We start from the raw sequence: 18,438 nt of genomic DNA on the forward strand, positions 1-18,438 counted from the left end.
CTTCGCTTACTTTTTAAAAGGTAATCCGAAAGCTTTCAACAAGGCCTTAGCTTCCTTGTCAGTCTTCGCGGTTGTTACGAATGTGATATCCATACCGGTGATGTTATTCACCTTGTCGATGTCGATTTCAGGGAAGATGATTTGCTCAGTGATACCCATTGTGTAGTTACCACGGCCATCAAAACCGTCCTTGATCCCTTGGAAGTCGCGGATACGCGGTAGAGATACCGATACCAAACGATCCAAGAACTCCAACATACGGTCACTACGTAGAGTAACACGTGCTCCGATCGGCATGCCTTTACGGAGTTTGAAGTTAGAGATATCCTTCTTCGATTTTGTCATCACGGCCTTTTGACCTGCGATGATTGTCATTTCATCAACCGCGTATTCAATCATCTTCTTATCAGCAACCGCACCACCAACACCTTGGCTAAGTACGATTTTCTGAAGACGTGGAACCTCCATTTGGTTCTTATAACCAAATTCTTCGGTCAACGCCGAAACGATATTCTCGCGGTAAACGCTTTTAAGTCTTGGTTGCATATCCATTACTTGATTACCTCACCTGATTTCTTCGCATAACGAACGATCTTGCCGTCTTCTACGCGACGTCCAACACGTGTAGGAACGTTCTCTTTAGGATCAATCAACATCAAATTAGAGATGTGGATTGGAGCCTCCATTTTTACAATACCCCCTTGCGGGTTAGAAGCACTAGGCTTCTGGTGCTTTGAAACCATGTTCACGCCTTCTACGACGGCACGGTTTTGCTTTGGGATCATACGAATAACGCGTCCAGTCTCTCCTTTAGAGTTACCGGCGATTACCGTTACGTTGTCTCCCTTCTTGATATGAAACTTTGCCATTGCTTCTCTCATTATTCGATTAAAGCACCTCAGGCGCAAGAGATACAATCTTCATGAACTGACGATCGCGCAACTCACGAGCAACAGGACCGAATACACGTGTACCGCGCATTTCACCCGTTGCACCCAAGAGTACACAAGCGTTATCATCAAAACGGATGTATGATCCGTCTGGACGACGTACTTCTTTCTTTGTGCGAACTACAACCGCTGTAGAAACTGAACCCTTCTTCACGTTTCCGCTAGGGGTTGCTTGTTTCACAGTAACAACGATCTTGTCGCCTACAGAAGCGTAACGACGCTTCGTGCCACCTAGCACGCGGATGCAAAGCACCTCTTTCGCGCCAGTGTTATCGGCTACTTTTAGTCTCGATTCTTGTTGTACCATCTTACTTAGCCCTTTCGATGATTTCGACTACTCTCCACTTCTTAGTCTTGCTGAGTGGACGTGTTTCCATGATGCGTACGGTGTCGCCTTCGTTGCAATCGTTTGTTTCATCATGTGCGTGAAACTTCTTGCTGAAGTTGACAAACTTACCGTACAATGGGTGCTTAACGCGACGATGCACGTTTACCGTAACGGTTTTGTTCATCTTGGAGCTAGTTACAACCCCAATACGCTCTTTACGGAGATTTCTCTTTGTTTCCATCGCGTGTTATGCTTTTGCTGAAGCTTCTGTTTCTCTCTTCGCTAGTTCAGTCTTCATGCGAGCAATATCGCGACGAGTTGATCTCAAGCTCATCGGATTCTCCAACGGACTGATGTGGTGTGTCATTCGCATTTTGGTGAGGTTCATTTCGAACTCTACCAATTGCTCCTGAAGCTCCTCGGTCGTTAGACCAGTGATTTCTGACTGTTTCATCGTATTAAGCTTCAAAATCTCGTCTGACTACAAACTTCGTACGTACCGGCAACTTCTGTGCTGCTAGGCGCAAGGCTTCTTTAGCGATCTCGTATGGAACACCATCGAGTTCAAAGAGCATGCGACCTGGCTTAACCACGGCTGCCCAATATTCAGGAGCACCTTTACCCTTACCCATACGTACCTCGAGAGGCTTCTTCGTAATAGGCTTGTCTGGGAAAATGCGAATCCACAATTGACCTTCACGTTTCATATAACGTGTTGCGGCGATACGGGCGGCCTCGATCTGACGAGAGGTCATCCATACTGAGTCAAGGGACTTGATACCAAATGACCCGTAAGCCAATTGAGTACCTCTTTGGGCATTGCCCTTCATTTTGCCCTTGAACGTTTTTCTATGCTTCGTCCGTTTCGGTGATAACATCGGTACGACGATTTAATATCCTCTGATTACTTCTTTCCACCTCTGCGCTTTGGAGAACCACCTTTCTGGTTTCCGCCGCCGGTTTTCTTCACATTGCCGAGCATGTTAGACAAGTCACGCTTGCCATACACCTCGCCTTTCATGATCCAAACCTTCACCCCAATACGACCGTAAGTCGTGTGAGCTTCAGATTGATGATAGTCGATGTCCGCACGGAATGTGTGCAGTGGAGTACGACCATCTTTGAACATTTCAGAACGTGACATCTCTGCGCCGTTCAAACGTCCAGATACTTGGATCTTGATTCCTTCAGCTCCCATGCGCATTGCTGCACCAACGGCCATTTTCACAGCACGACGGAAAGAGATACGTCCTTCCAATTGGCGGGCAACACTGTCAGCTACCAACTTGGCATCCAACTCAGGTCGCTTAATCTCGTGAATGTTGATTTGAACCTCCTTTTTAGTGAGTTTCTTCAACTCTTCACGTAGCTTGTCTACTTCTTGACCACCTTTCCCGATGATAATACCCGGACGAGCCGTAGTGATTGTCACGGTAACGAGCTTCAAGGTGCGCTCAATAATGATGCGCGACACACTCGCTTTTGTTAGTCTGGCGTAGAGATACTTACGGATTTTTGCATCTTCAGCGAGCTTATCGCCGTAGTTACGTCCTCCGTACCAGTTGCTCTCCCAGCCACGAATGTATCCAAGTCGGTTCCCGATAGGGTTCGTCTTTTGTCCCATTGTCTCGTTTATTTGGCTTCAGTAGTCTCGTTCACATCAGTAGCAGCAGCGCTTCCCACAACAAGTGTTACGTGGTTTGAACGCTTGCGGATTCGGTGAGCACGTCCTTGCGGAGCAGCTTGAATTCGCTTCAACATTCTTCCACTATCCACTTGAATTTCTTGTACAATCAAGTTGTGGTCTTCCAAGCGCTGTCCTTCATTCTTAGCTTCCCAATTGGCCAAGGCAGAACGAAGCAATTTCTCCAAGCGGCTAGCAGCCTCTTTCGGTGAATGCTTCAACATGAACATTGCTTTCTCAACTTCCACTCCACGGATCATATCCGCTACCAAGCGCATTTTGCGCGGAGATGTAGGACAATTGTTTAAACTTGCAATCGCCTTCTCCTTCTTGGCTGCCTTCAGAGCAATCGCTCTGTTTTTCTTACGTACACCCATTTCGTTTGTCGATTATCGTTTGCCTTTGTCCTTTTTGTTACCTCCGTGGCCACGGAAAGTACGCGTTGGTGCGAATTCTCCGAGTTTGTGACCTACCATGTTCTCCGTTACATACACCGGCACGAAAGTGCGTCCGTTGTGAACGGCGATGGTCTGTCCAACAAATTCTGGAGAGATCATCGAAGCTCTTGACCAAGTTTTGATCACCGTCTTCTTACCCGACTCAACATTCGCGAGAACTTTCTTCTCGAGTTTGTAGTGGATGTAGGGTCCTTTTTTCAGCGAACGAGCCATATCCCTTTAATTATTTCTTTCGTCTTTCGATGATGTAACGGTTTGACGCCTTCTTCGGCGTACGGGTCTTGTAACCCTTAGCTGGAACACCAGTTCTTGAACGTGGGTGACCACCGCTCGCGCGACCTTCACCACCACCCATTGGGTGATCAACCGGGTTCATAGCAACACCTCGTGTGCGTGGACGACGACCCAACCAACGGTTGCGACCGGCTTTACCACTTACCGTTTGAGCGTGATCACTGTTGCTAACTACACCGATGGTAGCCATACAAGTAACCAAGATCATACGTGTTTCACCACTTGGCATTTTCAAAATTGCATACTTACCGTCACGTGCCAAAAGCTGTGCAAATGAACCCGCAGAGCGAGCAATTGCAGCACCCTGACCAGGACGCAATTCGATGCAACTAATTACAGTACCCAATGGAATGTCAGACAATGGCATTGCATTACCCACTTCCGGAGCTACGTTAGAACCGCTCACTACTGACTGACCTACTTGTAGGCCATTCGGAGCAATCATGTAACGCTTCTCCCCGTCAGCATAAACCGCCAAGGCGATGAATGCAGTACGGTTTGGATCATATTCGATACTCTTAATAACCGCAGGTATGTTCGATTTCTCGCGCTTGAAGTCAATCTCGCGATATCTCTTCTTGTGACCACCACCGATATAGCGCATGGTCATTTTACCTGTGTTATTACGTCCGCCGCTTCGCTTTTTACCTTTCAGCAAAGCCTTTTCCGGGGCGGAATTCGTAATCGCCGAATATTCATTGACTACGCGGTGGCGTTGTCCTGGCGATGTCGGTTTAAGTTTTCTTACCCCCATGGCTATTAGATATTGCTGTAGATATCAATCATTTCTCCTTCGCGTACGTCCACGATGGCTTTCTTGTATGCAGACTTTGATCCTTGGATCATTCCTGCCTTGGTGTAACGACTCATCTTGCGAGCTGGAACAACTTGAGTGCGAACCGCATCTACGTTAACTCCGTAGAACGATTCAATCGCTTTCTTGATCTCCACTTTGTTGGCGTCACGACGTACAACAAACGAGTAACGATTGCGCTCCTCGCTGTCTGCTGATGCCTTCTCTGTGATGATCGGACGGATTAAAATATTCTCCATCACTTTTCGCTTAATACGTTCTCAATTCTCTCAATCGAACCTTCTGTAAGTACTAGCGTTCCCGCGTTCATAATCTGATAAGTACTTAAATCAGAGGCTGTTACAACTTTCGACCCCTCAAAATTTCGGGACGACAAATATACGTTTTTATTTGTATCTCCTACAACTACAACGCTTTTTTTGTCGTTAAGTCCCAAAGCTTTAAGGATTTCCGCATACTGCTTGGTCTTAGGAGCATCGAAGTTCAAGTCTTCCAAAAAGATAACTTGATCATTCTTCACTTTCATACTCAAAGCAGAGCGGCGAGCCAAAGTCTTAACTTTCTTATTCAATTTGAAACCGTAGTCACGTGGTTCAGGACCGAAAGCCGTTCCACCTCCGCGGTGCAATGGACCTTTCAATGAACCGTAACGTGCTCCACCAGTTCCTTTTTGCTTGTGGTGCTTCTTGGTCGTACGAGATACTTCCGCACGAGCCTTCACCTTGTGCGTACCTTGACGCTGATTAGCGAGGTACTGCTTAACGTCCAAGTAAATCGCGTGCTCATTTGGTTCGATAGAGAATACTCCATCGTTGAGTACGATCTTACGTCCGGAGTCTTTTCCTTGGGTATTGATGACCGTGCGTTCCATTACTTCTCTACGATTACGAATGAGTTTTTCGCTCCCGGCACTGAGCCCTTCACAATAAGAAGGTTCTTTTCAGTGTCGACCTTCAACACTTGAAGGTTTTGAATCTTGGTGCGGTCACCACCCATCTGACCAGCCATGCGAATTCCTTTGAATACGCGTGAAGGATCTGAACCGGCACCGATTGAACCCGGTGCACGTAGGCGGTTATGCTGACCGTGGGTAGCTTGTCCAACACCACCAAAACCGTGGCGCTTAACAACACCCTGGAAACCCTTCCCTTTGGAAGTTCCCACGATGTCGACAAATTCACCTTCGGCGAACATGTCTACATTCAATGTTTCACCCAACTTAACTGAATCTGCAGCGAAGTCGCGGAATTCCACGTACTTTCTCTTTGCAGTTGTTCCAGCTTTCTTGGCATGGCCGGCGGCAGGTTGTGAGGCGTGTTTCTTCTCGCCAAATCCAATCTGCACGGCACTGTAACCATCGACATCTTCAGTTTTCACTTGAGTAACCACACATGGGCCAAGCTCAAGTACCGTACAAGGCAAGTTTTTGCCTTCCGGGCTGAAAATGCTGGTCATTCCGATTTTTTTACCAATCAATCCAGGCATCTCAACTATTGATTAATGCGTCCGTTAAACTTTAATCTCTACTTCAACCCCACTAGGAAGCTCGAGCTTCATCAAAGCGTCGATCGTCTTAGACGACGAGCTATAGATGTCGAGCAAACGCTTGTATGAGCTAAGCTCAAACTGTTCGCGGGCTTTCTTATTCACGTGTGGTGAGCGGAGCACTGTGAAAATACGCTTGTTTGTAGGCAATGGAATTGGACCATTTACTACTGCGCCTGTGCTCTTCACCGTCTTAACGATCTTCTCAGCAGACTTGTCTACCAAGTTGTGGTCGTAAGACTTCAATTTGATTCTGATCTTCTGGCTCATTTGATGAACTCTATTAAGCTTTTCTTCCTTTAACCTCAGCAATTACCTCGTCAGCGATGTTCTTAGGTGTCTCAGAGAAGTGTGAGAACTCCATAGTTGATGTCGCACGACCTGACGTGATAGTACGCAAGTCCGTTACATAACCGAACATTTCAGACAATGGTACTTTAGCCTTGATAACTTGAGAACCGTTACGGCTATCCATACCTTCTACTTGACCGCGACGCTTGTTCAAGTCACCTACTACGTCACCCATGTTCTCCTCTGGAGTAAGAACTTCGAGTTTCATGATAGGCTCGAGCAAAATAGGTGAAGCCTTTGGAAGAGCTTCTCTATACGCCATTTTCGCTGCCAATTCAAATGAAAGTTGGTCGGAATCCACAGGGTGGAATGAACCGTCTTTCAAAGTAACTTTCAAACTATCTACAGGGAATCCTGCCAATACACCGTTTGACATCGCGTCCTTGAATCCTTTCTCTACTGAAGGAATGAATTCACGAGGTACGTTACCACCTTTCACTTCGTTTACGAAGATCAAACCTGGCTTGTCTTCCTCACCTGGCTCGATAACTACAACGATATCGGCGAATTTACCACGACCACCCGTTTGCTTCTTGTAAACCTCACGGTGATCAACAGTGCCTTTAATAGTCTCTTTGTAAGATACCTGTGGAGCACCTTGGTTAACCTCAACCTTGAACTCGCGCTTAAGGCGGTCCATGATGATGTCCAAGTGAAGCTCACCCATACCACTGATTACAGTCTGACCTGAATCTTCGTCGGTCTTAACTTGGAAGGTTGGATCCTCTTCAGCCAATTTAGCTAGAGCTACACCCAACTTGTCCACGTCAGCTTTCGACTTAGGCTCAATTGCCAAACCGATAACCGGATCTGGGAAGTCCATTGATTCCAAAACGATTGGCGACTTCTCATCACAAAGTGTGTCACCAGTCTTGATATCTTTAAATCCAACCAATGCAGCGATATCACCAGCACCCAAAGAATCAATCTGGTTTTGCTTGTTCGCGTGCATTTGGAAAATACGTGAGATACGCTCTTTCTTACCCGTACGAGTGTTCAATACATATGAACCAGACTCAAGGATACCTGAGTATGCACGAGTGAAGCAAAGACGTCCTACGAATGGATCTGTTGCAATTTTAAATGCGAGTGCTGCGAATGGAGATTCGAAGCTAGGCTTGCGAGACTCCTCTTCTTCAGTCTTAGGGTTTGTTCCGCGAATTGCGTCAACGTCAAGTGGAGAAGGAAGGATTTCCATCACCATGTCAAGCATAGCCTGAACACCTTTGTTCTTGAACGCGGAACCACACATCATTGGAACTACTTTACCAGCGATAGTAGCCTCACGCAATGCGTTAAGGATCTCACGCTCAGAAAGTGATTCTGGATCTTCGAAGTACTTCTCCATAAGAGTATCGTCGAACTCAGCTACTGCTTCCAACAATTTCTCACGGTACTCCGTAGCTTCGTCAAGAAGGTCAGCTGGGATTTCAACTTCCTCGAAAGTCATACCCATATCTTCCTCGTTCCAAACGATACCACGGAAGTTAATCAAGTCGATAACCCCTTTGAAGTCCGCTTCAGCTCCGATTGGAATCTGAAGTGGCAACGCGTGGCTACCCAACATATCTTTTACCTGACGAGTTACGTTCAAGAAATCGGCACCTTGACGGTCCATCTTGTTAACGAAACCAATACGAGGTACGTTGTAGTTGTTTGCTAGTCTCCAGTTGGTCTCAGACTGTGGTTCAACACCGTCTACCGCACTGAACAAGAATACCAAACCATCCAACACACGAAGGGAACGGTTAACCTCAACAGTAAAGTCAACGTGACCCGGAGTGTCAATGATGTTTACGTGGTAATTGTCTCCACGGTATGGCCAGTTCAATGTAGTAGCGGCAGAGGTGATCGTGATACCACGCTCTTGCTCTTGCTCCATCCAGTCCATAGTAGCTGCACCATCGTGCACCTCACCAATTTTATGACTCACACCACCGTAGTAAAGAATACGCTCGGTGGTCGTTGTTTTACCAGCATCGATGTGTGCAGCGATACCGATATTTCTTGTGTATTTGAGATCTCTGTTTGCCATGATTTTCTAAAGATTTAGAATCGGAAGTGTGAGAATGCTTTGTTAGCTTCAGCCATTCTGTGCGTATCAATACGCTTCTTAACTGCTGCACCTTCCTCTTTAGAAGCGGCAACGATCTCAGCAGCCAAACGAGCTGCCATTGTCTTCTCGTTACGTGAACGTGAATATTGAATCAACCACTTCATCGCCATGGAGATTTTACGCTCTGGGCGAATCTGCATAGGGATTTGGAAGGTTGAACCACCTACACGGCGGCTACGCACTTCTACGTGCGGCATTACATTTGTCAATGCTTCCTTCCAAACGTCAAGACCGTTAGCGCTTTCCGTCTTCTCCGCTACGATTTCTAGTGCATCGTAGAAGATACTGAAGGCAACACTCTTCTTGCCGTCGTACATCAAGTTATTCACAAACCTTGTTACCAATGGATCATTGAACTTTGGATCCGGTAAAAGGATTCTCTTTTTAGCTCTGGTCTTTCTCATGTCGCAATGAAATGATTACTGCTTTTTACTTCTTAGCTTTTGGACGCTTAGTTCCGTACTTCGAGCGACGTTGGTTACGACCTTCTACACCGGCAGTGTCTAATGCACCACGAACAATGTGATAGCGTACACCTGGTAAGTCCTTAACACGACCACCGCGCACTAATACAATACTGTGTTCCTGAAGGTTGTGACCTTCACCTGGAATGTAGGCGTTCACCTCATTCCCATTCGTCAAGCGGACACGGGCTACCTTACGCATTGCCGAGTTTGGCTTCTTTGGTGTAGTCGTGTAAACACGAGTACACACGCCACGGCGTTGCGGGCAGGCATCCAGAGCGGCCGACTTGCTCTTCTTCTCAATTTTCGTTCTGCCTTTGCGAACTAACTGTTGAATCGTTGGCATCTGTTACCTTATTGCGTTGATAATCTTGCAAATACGTAATTATCCCCTATTTTTTAGGGACTGCAAATGTAGAACAAAAAACCTATCCCACAATGGTTTACGTGAAAATGTTACTGATAATCTGACATTTGGCTCCCGCCTGATGAGAAATGAAAAAGTCGATCAAAATGACCGACTCTCCCCTCTACTTTATAACATTATTATATAGCCCCTTCATTTGGGCTATTTCACAATAACCCATTTGACATGACGCACCCGGTTTTCACTTCCATAAACCAAAAGGTGATAAACGCCTTCGGGAAGTTCTAAATCAAGATCTTCTATCGAACCTGGATTCTCTACTAGCTGGTCCAGTAGCACTCGTCCAAATCCATCCACTAACTGGTAGCTATGATCTCCTCTTTCGGTCGCTATATGCAATTCTCCACCGCTGGGATTTGGATAGACCACTGCGGCCTCTAAGCCCCACTCTTTCAAGCCGATTCCGGTTTTCGCAAACATCCAAACCACCTCATCGTAACGCGAAGCTCCGATTTGCGTGCGAACAACCATGGGAATCCTATAACCGACTTCTGGCGTACTGGGATTCCACTGGAAACTAACCACAGCGCTATCCCCAGCTATTCCCAATGAATCTCTAAATAAGGCTTGTTGCAGATGGATTGGCAAATAGTTCTTCGCATTCGCCAAAGGAGTACTCCCCACTACCCAACGCACACTGTCTAACTTTCCGCTTGTCCATTGATGAAATCGATCAGTGATCTTTGCACCGGGACGAACCCGAATCTCAACATCCTGGGACGAAAACCCCAACACCGATTCCAGCCGAACATACCCATTGGAAGTGCCGCTAGCATCCAAGGAATTCACTTGAATAACATAGGCAAATATGCCGTCTTGTTCTACGCGATCTCCACGTAAAATTCCGTTGGCGTCTACCGTGAAGGGATTGGAAGTCGTTCCTTGAATAATCTGAAATGGAGCTGCCGTTGAATCGTCAATCATAGGGAAACTCATGGCGTATAGGAGCGAGTCGTGATCTCTGTCGTACATCGTTAAGGCAGCCTGACCAATAGTTGCACTCCAGTTCGGATTGAGCGGAGCCACCAACTCAGGCAGACTGTTACAACTTCCTCCTGTTTCTAAATAAGCATGGATATACACACTATCGGTAGAAGTCACATTTTGAACCAAAGAACTCCTACAGCACTCTTGCCACTCTAACCAATAGGCTGAGTAGTCCGCGAACAACAATGTATCTCCATACTGAATAAACTCCAGCGGAGCCATGGTATTGGGAATCAAGTAGGAGTAAGCAAGCGGCAACGCGAATACGGAATCGTTGATATAGATATCACTAGTATTGGTGATCGACGAGCCGTGATCTCGAATGATATTGATCTCCACGTAATACTCCCGCTGTGGGGTTGCAGGATCATCTACACACACCGCTTTGATCGTCCCTCCAAGAACACTGCCATGCGACAACATAGGCGACATCACCAAAATGGTAAGGAGTAATCGAATACTTGTAATCATCAATCTAGTATTTCTCAAATTTAGAGGCGAAGATACACACCTCTTGAACAACCGCTCCCGCAATGCAAAAGTTAACCTACAACGTCATCAAAACATCCACTCTCGAACATTCCCATGGGCTCTGTCTTTCGTACAGTGGAGACACCTTCTAAGAGAAATCTTGGAAGTCGAGCAGCTATCAAAAAAAAGTCCCGACCGAAGTCGAGACTTTAAAGTGAGGATAATTAATAACTTATTGAATGATCAATGGCTCTGTCCAGCTCACTCCGTTTGCATCGGTAAGATTTACAAAGTAAATACCGGCGCGGAGTTGGAGGTCACTAGACCATTCACCTACTACTTTAGATAGATCAGCCTCTGCCACTACTCTACCTGTAGCATCTACCATTCGGATAGAAGACATAGGAGAATCAAAGGCCACTGTAATTTTATCTTTGGCAGGATTCGGGAAGATGTAAGCTTGACCATGTTCTAGGGTTTCAAGCCCCACATCGGTTTTAGCTCCAACGTAGAACACTTCATCCCAAGTTAGATCACCACCTTCAAAACGAACGACCACTGGGAATTCGGTTCCGATATCGCTCATGGTTGGACGATAGGTGAAGAACACATCTGCACTATCGGCAAACTTGTATTGGTTGACCCAGAAATCAATTTTGGATACATCCACAAAATCAGGCACGTGGTACGATGCTGTAATTCCACCATCACATGCGGCTTGGAACACCAATGTATCTGGATTACCCACTACCCAGTCGTGATGCGGATTATTGATTGGAAGCGCAGGAACTACTTTAATCGGGCTTCCTGGAATTGGAATAACTTCTAAGTAGAGGTCGCGACGAACGATAGCATTCACCACCCCATTGGCATCACGGGCTGTAATTTCATAAACCAAACTGTATGAACCTGGTCCATCTGCTACATATTGGAAAAGACCATTGGTAGAATCGACATTAGGCTGACCACCTGGCAATGAGCTCGGCATGGTGTATCCTGCATTTGGTGTACCTGCTTGGCCATATGGAACATCTAATCCATATGTGAGAGCATCACCGTCAAAGTCGAATGCAGCGATTGAGCCCATCCAAGAAATTTGATTCGGCCATACTAGTAAAGGCGGAGCCACAAATTGTGGAGTACTATTGCAAGACGATCCCGTATTGATCTGCGCCCAATAATGCATAGATTGACCGACGCTGTTCGGAATGTTCAAAACACCCATGGGACGACAGCAAGAATTCCAAGACAAAGTATAATTCGTATTAGGCTGTAGCGTGGCCGATCCTTCATACCAAACAATTTCAATTTGGCGCGAACCGATTGCAAACGTAATGCTGTTGGCTTGAGTCACAGTGGTATTCATGGCCGACCCTCCAGCTGGAGCGATTTCAATATTTTGAGTTGGCCCCAAGCCCACTCCGTTTGCATCACGAATGATAACAAAGGAGATATCGTACTCAAAACCAGACGTATTAGGATCGTCGTTACATTGTGCAGATAATTGACCGCCCAATAAGTGGGAGGCACTCAGACTAACCGAGAAAAATAGGCTAATCCCCAAGAATAATAATTTTTTCATCAGACGAGAGTTTGTGTTAGGTGGAGGAATGTCTTGATAAATTGTCAATACCACAACAGCAAAGAGTAGAACGGGTATGGACAAGGAGTGAAATCCCCTTTACAAATAGTTACCGATGAAATGAAGATAAATCAAACACCTCATTTGGATGAATGAATCGCCATGGGTAAGTACGATATCCATCTATATTCATGTGAAGCGTAATTTCCCGAGTGAGTACTCTTTGAGCGCCAATGTGTTTCCTTATTTTTGTCGTCCTTCACTTTACAAAATCCACTCCTTTTGAGTTCATATATCGATCAACTTAACGACGCTCAAAAACAAGCCGTTCTCGCAACGGAAGGTCCAATGATGGTGATAGCTGGTGCTGGCTCGGGCAAAACCCGTGTCCTTACCTATCGCATTGCTCACCTCATGGAAAAAGGCGTTGATTCCTTTCAAATTCTATCTCTTACATTTACCAACAAGGCCGCTCGAGAAATGAAAGAGCGTATTGCCAAGATTGTAGGTGAAAGCGAAGCTAAAAACCTCTGGATGGGAACCTTCCACTCGGTTTTTGCCAAGATTCTTAGAATTGAAGGGAGTCGATTGGGCTATCCGTCCAATTTCACGATTTACGACAGTGAAGACTCCCTAAAGGTGATTTCACAAATCATCAAAGAGAACAATCTCGACAAGGAGATTTACAAACCGAAATCTGTTCAAGGACGTATCTCGTCGTACAAGAACAATCTAATTACTCCAAAAGCGTACGCGAATCGCGCTGATTTGCAAGAGAATGACGCAGCGGCAAAAATGCCAATGCTCGGCAACATCTATAAGGCCTACACCGAAAAGTGTTTCCGTTCAGGAGCGATGGATTTTGATGATCTTCTCTTAAAGACCAATGAACTCCTGCACCTATTCCCCGACGTACTCGCCAAGTATCAAGAGCGATTCAAATACATCTTGGTGGACGAGTATCAGGATACAAACCACAGTCAGTATCTGATTGTAAAAGCACTTGCTAGCAAGTACGAAAACGTATGCGTGGTAGGTGATGACGCTCAGTCAATCTACGCCTTCCGTGGGGCCAACATTCGCAACATTCTCAATTTCCAGCAGGATTACCCGGATGCCAAGACCTTTAAACTCGAACAGAATTACCGCTCTACCTCCAACATTGTAGAAGCGGCTAACAGCATCATCTCGAAGAACAAAGACCAGCTCGAGAAGAACGTTTGGACTTCTAATGATCGCGGTGAAAAAATTGTCGTTCACAAAGCTGTGAGCGATTCTGATGAAGGGAACTACGTATCCTCAAACATCTTTGAACTCCATCAACAAAATCGCGAAGCGTGGAATTCCTTCTGTATCCTTTATCGCACCAACTCTCAGAGTAGAGCGTTTGAGGACGCATTGAGAAAGCGAAACATCCCCTACCGAATTTACGGTGGTGTTTCCTTCTATCAACGCAAGGAAATCAAAGACCTATTGGCCTACTTTCGCTTGGCGATCAACCCCATTGACGAAGAAGCTTTCAAGCGCGTGATCAACTACCCTGCAAGAGGAATTGGTCAGACAACCATCGACCGATTGATCAATGTTGCCAACGCCCAGGAGAAGAGCATGTGGGAGATTGCAGAAAACATCTACCTCTACCCAACAGGCATCAACAAACCTACGCAGCAACGCATCCTCGACTTTGTTGAACGCATTAAGAGTTACTCTGTCTTAGCCTCCAAGCACGACGCTTTTGAAGTAGCGGCACACATAGCCAAAACCTCTGGCCTCATCAAGAGCATATCTGAAGACAAGACGCCTGAAGGGGTTTCGAGATATGAAAACATTCAAGAATTGCTAAACGGCATCAAGGACTTTAGCGAGCAGCAGCAGCAAATTGAAGATGGAGACGCATCGCTTTCGTATTACTTGGAAGACATTGCCTTGTTGACTGATGCCGATAAAGACAATCCTGAAGATGTGAACAAGGTCAATTTGATGACCATCCACCTTGCAAAAGGTCTTGAATTCCCATATGTGTACATCGTGGGGATGGAAGAAAACCTGTTCCCTTCTATGATGTCCATGAACACGCGTTCTGAACTGGAGGAAGAAAGACGACTCTTCTACGTGGCCTTAACCCGTGCTGAGAAGCAAGCCTTCCTCACCTATGCTCATGTTCGTTATCGCTGGGGAAAACTAATCGATTGTGAACCGAGTCGCTTTATTGAAGAGATAGACGAAAAGTACTTAGATATCCGCGTTCCTGAGTTCGGAGGATTCTATTCCCCCCCTGATGAAGTGCGCAATGCTTTCGAAGCACCAAAAAGCAATGTCGTTTCAAAAGGAAACGATAACTTTGGAGGGCGACCTAAGTTTGAAAAGAAAACGAAGTCTGAACCCACACATCGACCTGTTCCTCCTCGCAAGCATCAAAAGCTCAGAAGCATTTCCGATGCCAATCAGAACTTGCAAGGCGTAGAAAAGGGAGCTCCAGAAGACTTAGCGCAAGGCGAGCGCGTTATTCATGATCGTTTTGGATTGGGCACCGTTAAAGAAGTTATTGGACAAGGAGCCGATAGAAAAGCGGTCATCCATTTTGATAACGCTGGGGAAAAACGCCTCTTATTGAAGTTTGCTAAATTGCAGAAGGCGAGAGCCTAATTTCCGCATAACATGACGAAAGATTTATCACATATTCCCGACGTGGAATACAATACCGACCGACCGGACCTAAAAATTCCGGAATACGGTCGTAATGTTCACCGCATGGTAGAACACTGCCTTACGATTGATGACAAAGAAAAGCGGAATGCCGTTGCCCAAAGCATCATTGATGTAATCGGCAACTTGAACCCTCACTTGAGAGATACCCCTGATTTCAAGCACAAGCTTTGGGATCACCTCTTTATTATGAGTGACTTCAAACTGGACGTAGACTCTCCCTACCCCATTCCTACTGCAGACACGTTCGCAGGTCTTCCCGACCAAATTGAGTACCCATCTCGCAACTACCGCATGCGCCATTACGGCAACATCGTTCGAGATATGATTCAAGAGGCTATTAAGCGTGAAGATGGGGAGGAAAAACGAGAATTGGTGCGTCAAATCGCCAATCAGATGAAGAAGAGTTACCTCACCTGGAACAAAGACACGGTAGATGATAGTGTGATCCTTCAGGAGTTGAACACACTTGCAGAGGGTAAGCTAGATCTAGAGGGGATTGAACTCTCCAACGAGCTCATTCTTCCAACACATACGGGTGCAAGCTCTTCCTCCAACAACAGAAAGAGAAAAAAGAGCAAGGCACGCAAACGCCCAAGTGGCAGCAACAATAACAAGAAGTAATCACCTTCCAATCCCGATTGCCTGATGGCTACATTCCAAATTCGCGGCGGCAAAAAGCTACACGGATCAATTACTCCACAAGGAGCGAAAAACGAAGCGCTTCAAATCCTTTGTGCCGTTCTACTCACCGATGAGGAAATCACCATATCCAATATACCCGACATTCGCGATGTCAATAAACTCATCGACATCCTAGAAGATCTCGGTGTGAAGATTCGCAAAAAGGGTCCGGGTGAATACACCTTCCAATCAGACGACATCAACATCGACTACCTATTCTCTAAGGAGTTTAAGGAAAGAGGTGGTGCCCTTCGTGGTTCCATCATGATTGTGGGACCGCTCCTCGCTCGCTTTGGCAAGGGATACATTCCTAAGCCAGGTGGCGACAAAATCGGTAGACGAAGATTGGACACCCACTTTATCGGATTCCAAAAGTTAGGCGCAAAATTCGTTTACGAGGAAGAGTCGGAATTCTACGGCGTAGAAGCTCCAGAAGGACTCAAGGGCGAGTACATGTTGTTGGATGAAGCCTCCGTAACGGGTACAGCCAACATTGTTATGGCAGCGGTATTAGCCGAAGGAGTTACTACCATATACAATGCCGCATGTGAGCCTTACCTCCAACAGCTTTGTAAAATGTTGGTGCGCATGGGAGCACAGATTGAGGGCATCGGCTCCAATCTCCTAAAGATTACCGGAGTTGAAAAACTCGGTGGTTGCGATCACAGATGTCTACCTGACATGATTGAAGTGGGATCGTGGATTGGCTTGGCAGCCATGACCAAGAGTGAGCTCACGATCAAGAATGTTGAATACGACGAATTAGGAGTGATTCCCGAAGTTTTCAAAAAACTGGGGATTCAACTCGAGCGCAGAGGGGAAGACATCTTTATTCCATCACAGGATATCTACGCCATTGATACGTTTATTGACGGAAGTATATTGACGATTTCCGACGCACCTTGGCCGGGGTTCACACCCGACCTATTGAGTATTATTCTCGTAGTGGCTACGCAAGCTAAAGGAAGTGTTCTCGTTCATCAAAAGATGTTCGAAAGCCGACTTTTCTTCGTGGATAAACTGATCGACATGGGAGCTCAAATCATCTTATGCGACCCTCACCGTGCCACCGTAATTGGTCTCGAGCGTAAGTATTCACTTCGAGCTACGACTATGACTTCACCAGACATTCGTGCAGGTATTTCACTTTTGATTGCCGCATTGAGTGCTGAAGGAACCAGTACCATTCACAACATCGAACAAATTGATCGCGGATACGAGCGCATTGACGAGCGCTTGAGAAACATTGGCGCAGAGATTGTTAGATTGGACTAAAACGCAAACGACATGAAAGCAAATAAACTATTTAGCATTGTCCCTTTTGTAGCTCTATTGGCCTACGGAGGGTACAGTGAATTCGCAAGCTCAGAAGAAGTTTCTACTCCAGTAGAAAACGCCGAATCCAATCAAATCTTCAGCATTGGAGAACGCGTTCCAGAAATTGTGGGAAGAACCCCATCTGGTGACACCCTTCGCTTGAGTGATTTACGTGGAAAAGTAGTTTATATTGATTTCTGGGCGTCATGGTGTGGCCCGTGTAAAGCAACCATGCCTCAAGCTGTTGCGGCGTACGACAAATACAACAAATCGCAATTTGCCAATGGAGAGAACGGGTTTACTATTTTCTCAGTTTCATTGGATCGAAACATCAGCTCTTGGAAAAAGGGGATTGAAGACCTCGATCAAAAATGGCCAAATCACGTAAGTGACTTGAGAGGATGGCGTTCGAACATTGCGGCACTCTACCAAATTAATGCGATTCCAACAGGCTTCTTGATTGATGGTGAAGGTAAATTGATCAGTCAACATCTCCACGTTGGTCGCCTTGAATACGAGCTTGAAAAGCTGAAACGCTGACACCTCAGCACAACTCTTGTCATTTCCCTTTATTTCTCTTCTGTCAGATTGGCGTAATCTGTTGGATGGCACTACCTTTGCCAACCTTTTGATCGCGTGTAGAACGCGTAAAACAGCAGAAAATGACCAAGAAAAGCGAAGAGACAAAAGCAGCAGCCTCTCAGGAAGAGAAGGTGGTTGACAATGCAGCTACAGAAGTTGTTGAAAACGAAGAAACTAACGTTGAAGCTTCTGAAGGTGACAATGCCTCTGACGAGATAGGAAAGCTCAAAAGCGAAATTGAGGAGTTGAAGAACCAAAACCTTCGCCTCTACGCTGAGTTTGAGAACTTCCGTAAGCGCAATGCGCGCGAACGAGTTGAGCTTTCTACCACAGCCAATCGCGAGGTATTGAATGCCATGCTTCCTGTGTTGGACGATTTCCAACGCGCGCTAAAGAACATTAGCGAAGCAGAAGCTGACAGCGAAAGCACCAAGGGAATCACCCTTATCTACAACAAATTAAACGACACCTTGAAGCAAAAGGGCCTCAAGCCAATGGAAAACACCGTTGGTAAGAAGTTCGATGTTGACTTCATGGAAGCCATCACTAAAATTCCTGCCTCTACACCAGATATGGCAGGTAAGGTGATTGATGAAATTGAACCGGGTTACTACATCGGAGAAAAGATTCTTCGCTATGCCAAAGTGGTTGTAGCCGATGGTGAACCACAAAGCTAAG

Annotated in this window: 24 protein-coding genes; 5 read left to right on the plus strand and 19 right to left on the minus strand. The window is 46.0% G+C overall.

Translation table 11 applies throughout. The features are described 5' to 3' along the window. Positions 1–6: 6 nt before the first annotated feature. The 19 genes from rplE to F8C82_RS08800 all read right to left on the minus strand — a co-directional run bounded on the left by rplE (position 7) and on the right by F8C82_RS08800 (position 12,471). The gene (rplE, locus tag F8C82_RS08710) at positions 7–552 is read right to left on the minus strand and encodes a 50S ribosomal protein L5 (protein WP_151693201.1); all 546 of its coding nucleotides are present in this window, start codon (positions 550–552) and stop codon (positions 7–9) included. Further along, positions 552–869, minus strand: a complete 318-nt coding sequence (gene rplX, locus F8C82_RS08715) for a 50S ribosomal protein L24 (RefSeq protein ID WP_151693202.1) — start codon at positions 867–869, stop codon at positions 552–554. The genes rplE and rplX overlap by 1 nt, the downstream gene beginning before the upstream one ends. Before the next feature lie 19 nt (positions 870–888). Next, a complete protein-coding gene (gene rplN, locus F8C82_RS08720) occupies positions 889–1,257 on the minus strand; it encodes a 50S ribosomal protein L14 (protein WP_151693203.1) in 369 nt (122 codons plus the stop codon). 1 nt (position 1,258) lies between these two features. Beyond that, positions 1,259–1,519 (minus strand): 30S ribosomal protein S17, encoded by a 261-nt coding sequence (gene rpsQ, locus F8C82_RS08725; RefSeq protein WP_151693204.1) that lies wholly within the window; start codon positions 1,517–1,519, stop codon positions 1,259–1,261. Positions 1,520–1,525: 6 nt separating this feature from the next. Further along, a complete protein-coding gene (gene rpmC, locus F8C82_RS08730) occupies positions 1,526–1,732 on the minus strand; it encodes a 50S ribosomal protein L29 (protein WP_151693205.1) in 207 nt (68 codons plus the stop codon). A 4-nt stretch (positions 1,733–1,736) separates the two neighbouring features. Then, on the minus strand, positions 1,737–2,156 hold the full coding sequence (rplP, locus tag F8C82_RS08735; RefSeq protein WP_151693206.1) for a 50S ribosomal protein L16: 420 nt from the start codon (positions 2,154–2,156) through the stop codon (positions 1,737–1,739). A gap of 26 nt (positions 2,157–2,182) precedes the next feature. After that, on the minus strand, positions 2,183–2,902 hold the full coding sequence (gene rpsC, locus F8C82_RS08740; RefSeq protein ID WP_151693207.1) for a 30S ribosomal protein S3: 720 nt from the start codon (positions 2,900–2,902) through the stop codon (positions 2,183–2,185). 8 nt (positions 2,903–2,910) lie between these two features. Next, complete coding sequence (rplV, locus tag F8C82_RS08745; protein ID WP_151693208.1) at positions 2,911–3,339, minus strand: 50S ribosomal protein L22; 429 nt, start codon at positions 3,337–3,339, stop codon at positions 2,911–2,913. 12 nt (positions 3,340–3,351) lie between these two features. After that, positions 3,352–3,633, minus strand: coding sequence for a 30S ribosomal protein S19 (gene rpsS / locus F8C82_RS08750; RefSeq protein WP_151693209.1), 282 nt, complete (start codon positions 3,631–3,633; stop codon positions 3,352–3,354). Positions 3,634–3,643: 10 nt separating this feature from the next. Then, positions 3,644–4,468, minus strand: coding sequence for a 50S ribosomal protein L2 (rplB, locus tag F8C82_RS08755; RefSeq protein WP_151693210.1), 825 nt, complete (start codon positions 4,466–4,468; stop codon positions 3,644–3,646). Positions 4,469–4,473: 5 nt separating this feature from the next. After that, on the minus strand, positions 4,474–4,767 hold the full coding sequence (rplW, locus tag F8C82_RS08760; RefSeq protein WP_151693211.1) for a 50S ribosomal protein L23: 294 nt from the start codon (positions 4,765–4,767) through the stop codon (positions 4,474–4,476). Further along, entirely contained in the window at positions 4,767–5,399 is a 633-nt protein-coding gene (gene rplD, locus F8C82_RS08765) for a 50S ribosomal protein L4 (protein WP_151693212.1), read from the minus strand. Before rplD ends, rplW begins: the two co-directional genes overlap by 1 nt. Continuing rightward, positions 5,399–6,013 carry a 50S ribosomal protein L3 gene (rplC, locus tag F8C82_RS08770; protein ID WP_151693213.1) on the minus strand — a complete coding sequence of 205 codons (615 nt, stop codon included), beginning with the start codon at positions 6,011–6,013 and terminating at the stop codon, positions 5,399–5,401. Before rplC ends, rplD begins: the two co-directional genes overlap by 1 nt. Before the next feature lie 24 nt (positions 6,014–6,037). Then, positions 6,038–6,343 carry a 30S ribosomal protein S10 gene (gene rpsJ, locus F8C82_RS08775; protein ID WP_151693214.1) on the minus strand — a complete coding sequence of 102 codons (306 nt, stop codon included), beginning with the start codon at positions 6,341–6,343 and terminating at the stop codon, positions 6,038–6,040. Between the two features lie 13 nt (positions 6,344–6,356). Further along, a complete protein-coding gene (gene fusA, locus F8C82_RS08780; protein WP_151693215.1) occupies positions 6,357–8,459 on the minus strand; it encodes an elongation factor G in 2,103 nt (700 codons plus the stop codon). A gap of 14 nt (positions 8,460–8,473) precedes the next feature. Then, complete coding sequence (rpsG, locus tag F8C82_RS08785) at positions 8,474–8,944, minus strand: 30S ribosomal protein S7 (protein WP_151693216.1); 471 nt, start codon at positions 8,942–8,944, stop codon at positions 8,474–8,476. Between the two features lie 25 nt (positions 8,945–8,969). Beyond that, positions 8,970–9,350, minus strand: a complete 381-nt coding sequence (rpsL, locus tag F8C82_RS08790) for a 30S ribosomal protein S12 (RefSeq protein WP_151693217.1) — start codon at positions 9,348–9,350, stop codon at positions 8,970–8,972. A 222-nt stretch (positions 9,351–9,572) separates the two neighbouring features. Then, complete coding sequence (locus F8C82_RS08795; protein ID WP_151693218.1) at positions 9,573–10,889, minus strand: T9SS type A sorting domain-containing protein; 1,317 nt, start codon at positions 10,887–10,889, stop codon at positions 9,573–9,575. 232 nt (positions 10,890–11,121) lie between these two features. Beyond that, the gene (locus tag F8C82_RS08800; protein ID WP_151693219.1) at positions 11,122–12,471 is read right to left on the minus strand and encodes a T9SS type A sorting domain-containing protein; all 1,350 of its coding nucleotides are present in this window, start codon (positions 12,469–12,471) and stop codon (positions 11,122–11,124) included. A gap of 282 nt (positions 12,472–12,753) precedes the next feature. On the opposite strand from F8C82_RS08800, the gene F8C82_RS08805 reads away from it, so the two are divergent. From F8C82_RS08805 to F8C82_RS08825, 5 genes are all read left to right on the plus strand, one after another. Continuing rightward, positions 12,754–15,117 (plus strand): ATP-dependent helicase, encoded by a 2,364-nt coding sequence (locus F8C82_RS08805; protein WP_151693220.1) that lies wholly within the window; start codon positions 12,754–12,756, stop codon positions 15,115–15,117. A 12-nt stretch (positions 15,118–15,129) separates the two neighbouring features. After that, a complete protein-coding gene (locus F8C82_RS08810) occupies positions 15,130–15,801 on the plus strand; it encodes a DUF4290 domain-containing protein (RefSeq protein WP_223279525.1) in 672 nt (223 codons plus the stop codon). 24 nt (positions 15,802–15,825) lie between these two features. After that, the gene (gene murA, locus F8C82_RS08815; protein WP_151693221.1) at positions 15,826–17,136 is read left to right on the plus strand and encodes a UDP-N-acetylglucosamine 1-carboxyvinyltransferase; all 1,311 of its coding nucleotides are present in this window, start codon (positions 15,826–15,828) and stop codon (positions 17,134–17,136) included. Positions 17,137–17,148: 12 nt separating this feature from the next. After that, complete coding sequence (locus F8C82_RS08820; protein ID WP_151693222.1) at positions 17,149–17,718, plus strand: TlpA family protein disulfide reductase; 570 nt, start codon at positions 17,149–17,151, stop codon at positions 17,716–17,718. 122 nt (positions 17,719–17,840) lie between these two features. Continuing rightward, positions 17,841–18,437 (plus strand): nucleotide exchange factor GrpE, encoded by a 597-nt coding sequence (locus F8C82_RS08825; RefSeq protein WP_151693223.1) that lies wholly within the window; start codon positions 17,841–17,843, stop codon positions 18,435–18,437. Position 18,438 lies beyond the last annotated feature (1 nt).

Origin of the sequence: Phaeocystidibacter marisrubri, assembly GCF_008933165.1 — a bacterium.
GTDB lineage: Bacteria > Bacteroidota > Bacteroidia > Flavobacteriales > Schleiferiaceae > Phaeocystidibacter > Phaeocystidibacter marisrubri.

Excerpts from the sequence above, each read along its gene's own strand:
- rplB (WP_151693210.1), bottom strand. The coding sequence starts at position 4,468 with ATGGGGGTAAGAAAACTTAAACCGACATCGCCAGGACAACGCCACCGC.
- murA (WP_151693221.1), top strand. The coding sequence starts at position 15,826 with ATGGCTACATTCCAAATTCGCGGCGGCAAAAAGCTACACGGATCAATT.
- rplD (WP_151693212.1), bottom strand. The coding sequence starts at position 5,399 with ATGGAACGCACGGTCATCAATACCCAAGGAAAAGACTCCGGACGTAAG.
- rpsS (WP_151693209.1), bottom strand. The coding sequence starts at position 3,633 with ATGGCTCGTTCGCTGAAAAAAGGACCCTACATCCACTACAAACTCGAG.
- rplP (WP_151693206.1), bottom strand. The coding sequence starts at position 2,156 with ATGTTATCACCGAAACGGACGAAGCATAGAAAAACGTTCAAGGGCAAA.
- F8C82_RS08825 (WP_151693223.1), top strand. The coding sequence starts at position 17,841 with ATGACCAAGAAAAGCGAAGAGACAAAAGCAGCAGCCTCTCAGGAAGAG.
- F8C82_RS08795 (WP_151693218.1), bottom strand. The coding sequence starts at position 10,889 with ATGATTACAAGTATTCGATTACTCCTTACCATTTTGGTGATGTCGCCT.
- rplN (WP_151693203.1), bottom strand. The coding sequence starts at position 1,257 with ATGGTACAACAAGAATCGAGACTAAAAGTAGCCGATAACACTGGCGCG.
- F8C82_RS08820 (WP_151693222.1), top strand. The coding sequence starts at position 17,149 with ATGAAAGCAAATAAACTATTTAGCATTGTCCCTTTTGTAGCTCTATTG.
- rpsL (WP_151693217.1), bottom strand. The coding sequence starts at position 9,350 with ATGCCAACGATTCAACAGTTAGTTCGCAAAGGCAGAACGAAAATTGAG.
- rplX (WP_151693202.1), bottom strand. The coding sequence starts at position 869 with ATGGCAAAGTTTCATATCAAGAAGGGAGACAACGTAACGGTAATCGCC.
- rplC (WP_151693213.1), bottom strand. The coding sequence starts at position 6,013 with ATGCCTGGATTGATTGGTAAAAAAATCGGAATGACCAGCATTTTCAGC.
- rpsJ (WP_151693214.1), bottom strand. The coding sequence starts at position 6,343 with ATGAGCCAGAAGATCAGAATCAAATTGAAGTCTTACGACCACAACTTG.
- F8C82_RS08810 (WP_223279525.1), top strand. The coding sequence starts at position 15,130 with ATGACGAAAGATTTATCACATATTCCCGACGTGGAATACAATACCGAC.
- rplV (WP_151693208.1), bottom strand. The coding sequence starts at position 3,339 with ATGGGTGTACGTAAGAAAAACAGAGCGATTGCTCTGAAGGCAGCCAAG.
- rpsQ (WP_151693204.1), bottom strand. The coding sequence starts at position 1,519 with ATGGAAACAAAGAGAAATCTCCGTAAAGAGCGTATTGGGGTTGTAACT.
- rplW (WP_151693211.1), bottom strand. The coding sequence starts at position 4,767 with ATGGAGAATATTTTAATCCGTCCGATCATCACAGAGAAGGCATCAGCA.
- fusA (WP_151693215.1), bottom strand. The coding sequence starts at position 8,459 with ATGGCAAACAGAGATCTCAAATACACAAGAAATATCGGTATCGCTGCA.
- rpsG (WP_151693216.1), bottom strand. The coding sequence starts at position 8,944 with ATGAGAAAGACCAGAGCTAAAAAGAGAATCCTTTTACCGGATCCAAAG.
- rpsC (WP_151693207.1), bottom strand. The coding sequence starts at position 2,902 with ATGGGACAAAAGACGAACCCTATCGGGAACCGACTTGGATACATTCGT.
- rpmC (WP_151693205.1), bottom strand. The coding sequence starts at position 1,732 with ATGAAACAGTCAGAAATCACTGGTCTAACGACCGAGGAGCTTCAGGAG.
- rplE (WP_151693201.1), bottom strand. The coding sequence starts at position 552 with ATGGATATGCAACCAAGACTTAAAAGCGTTTACCGCGAGAATATCGTT.
- F8C82_RS08800 (WP_151693219.1), bottom strand. The coding sequence starts at position 12,471 with ATGAAAAAATTATTATTCTTGGGGATTAGCCTATTTTTCTCGGTTAGT.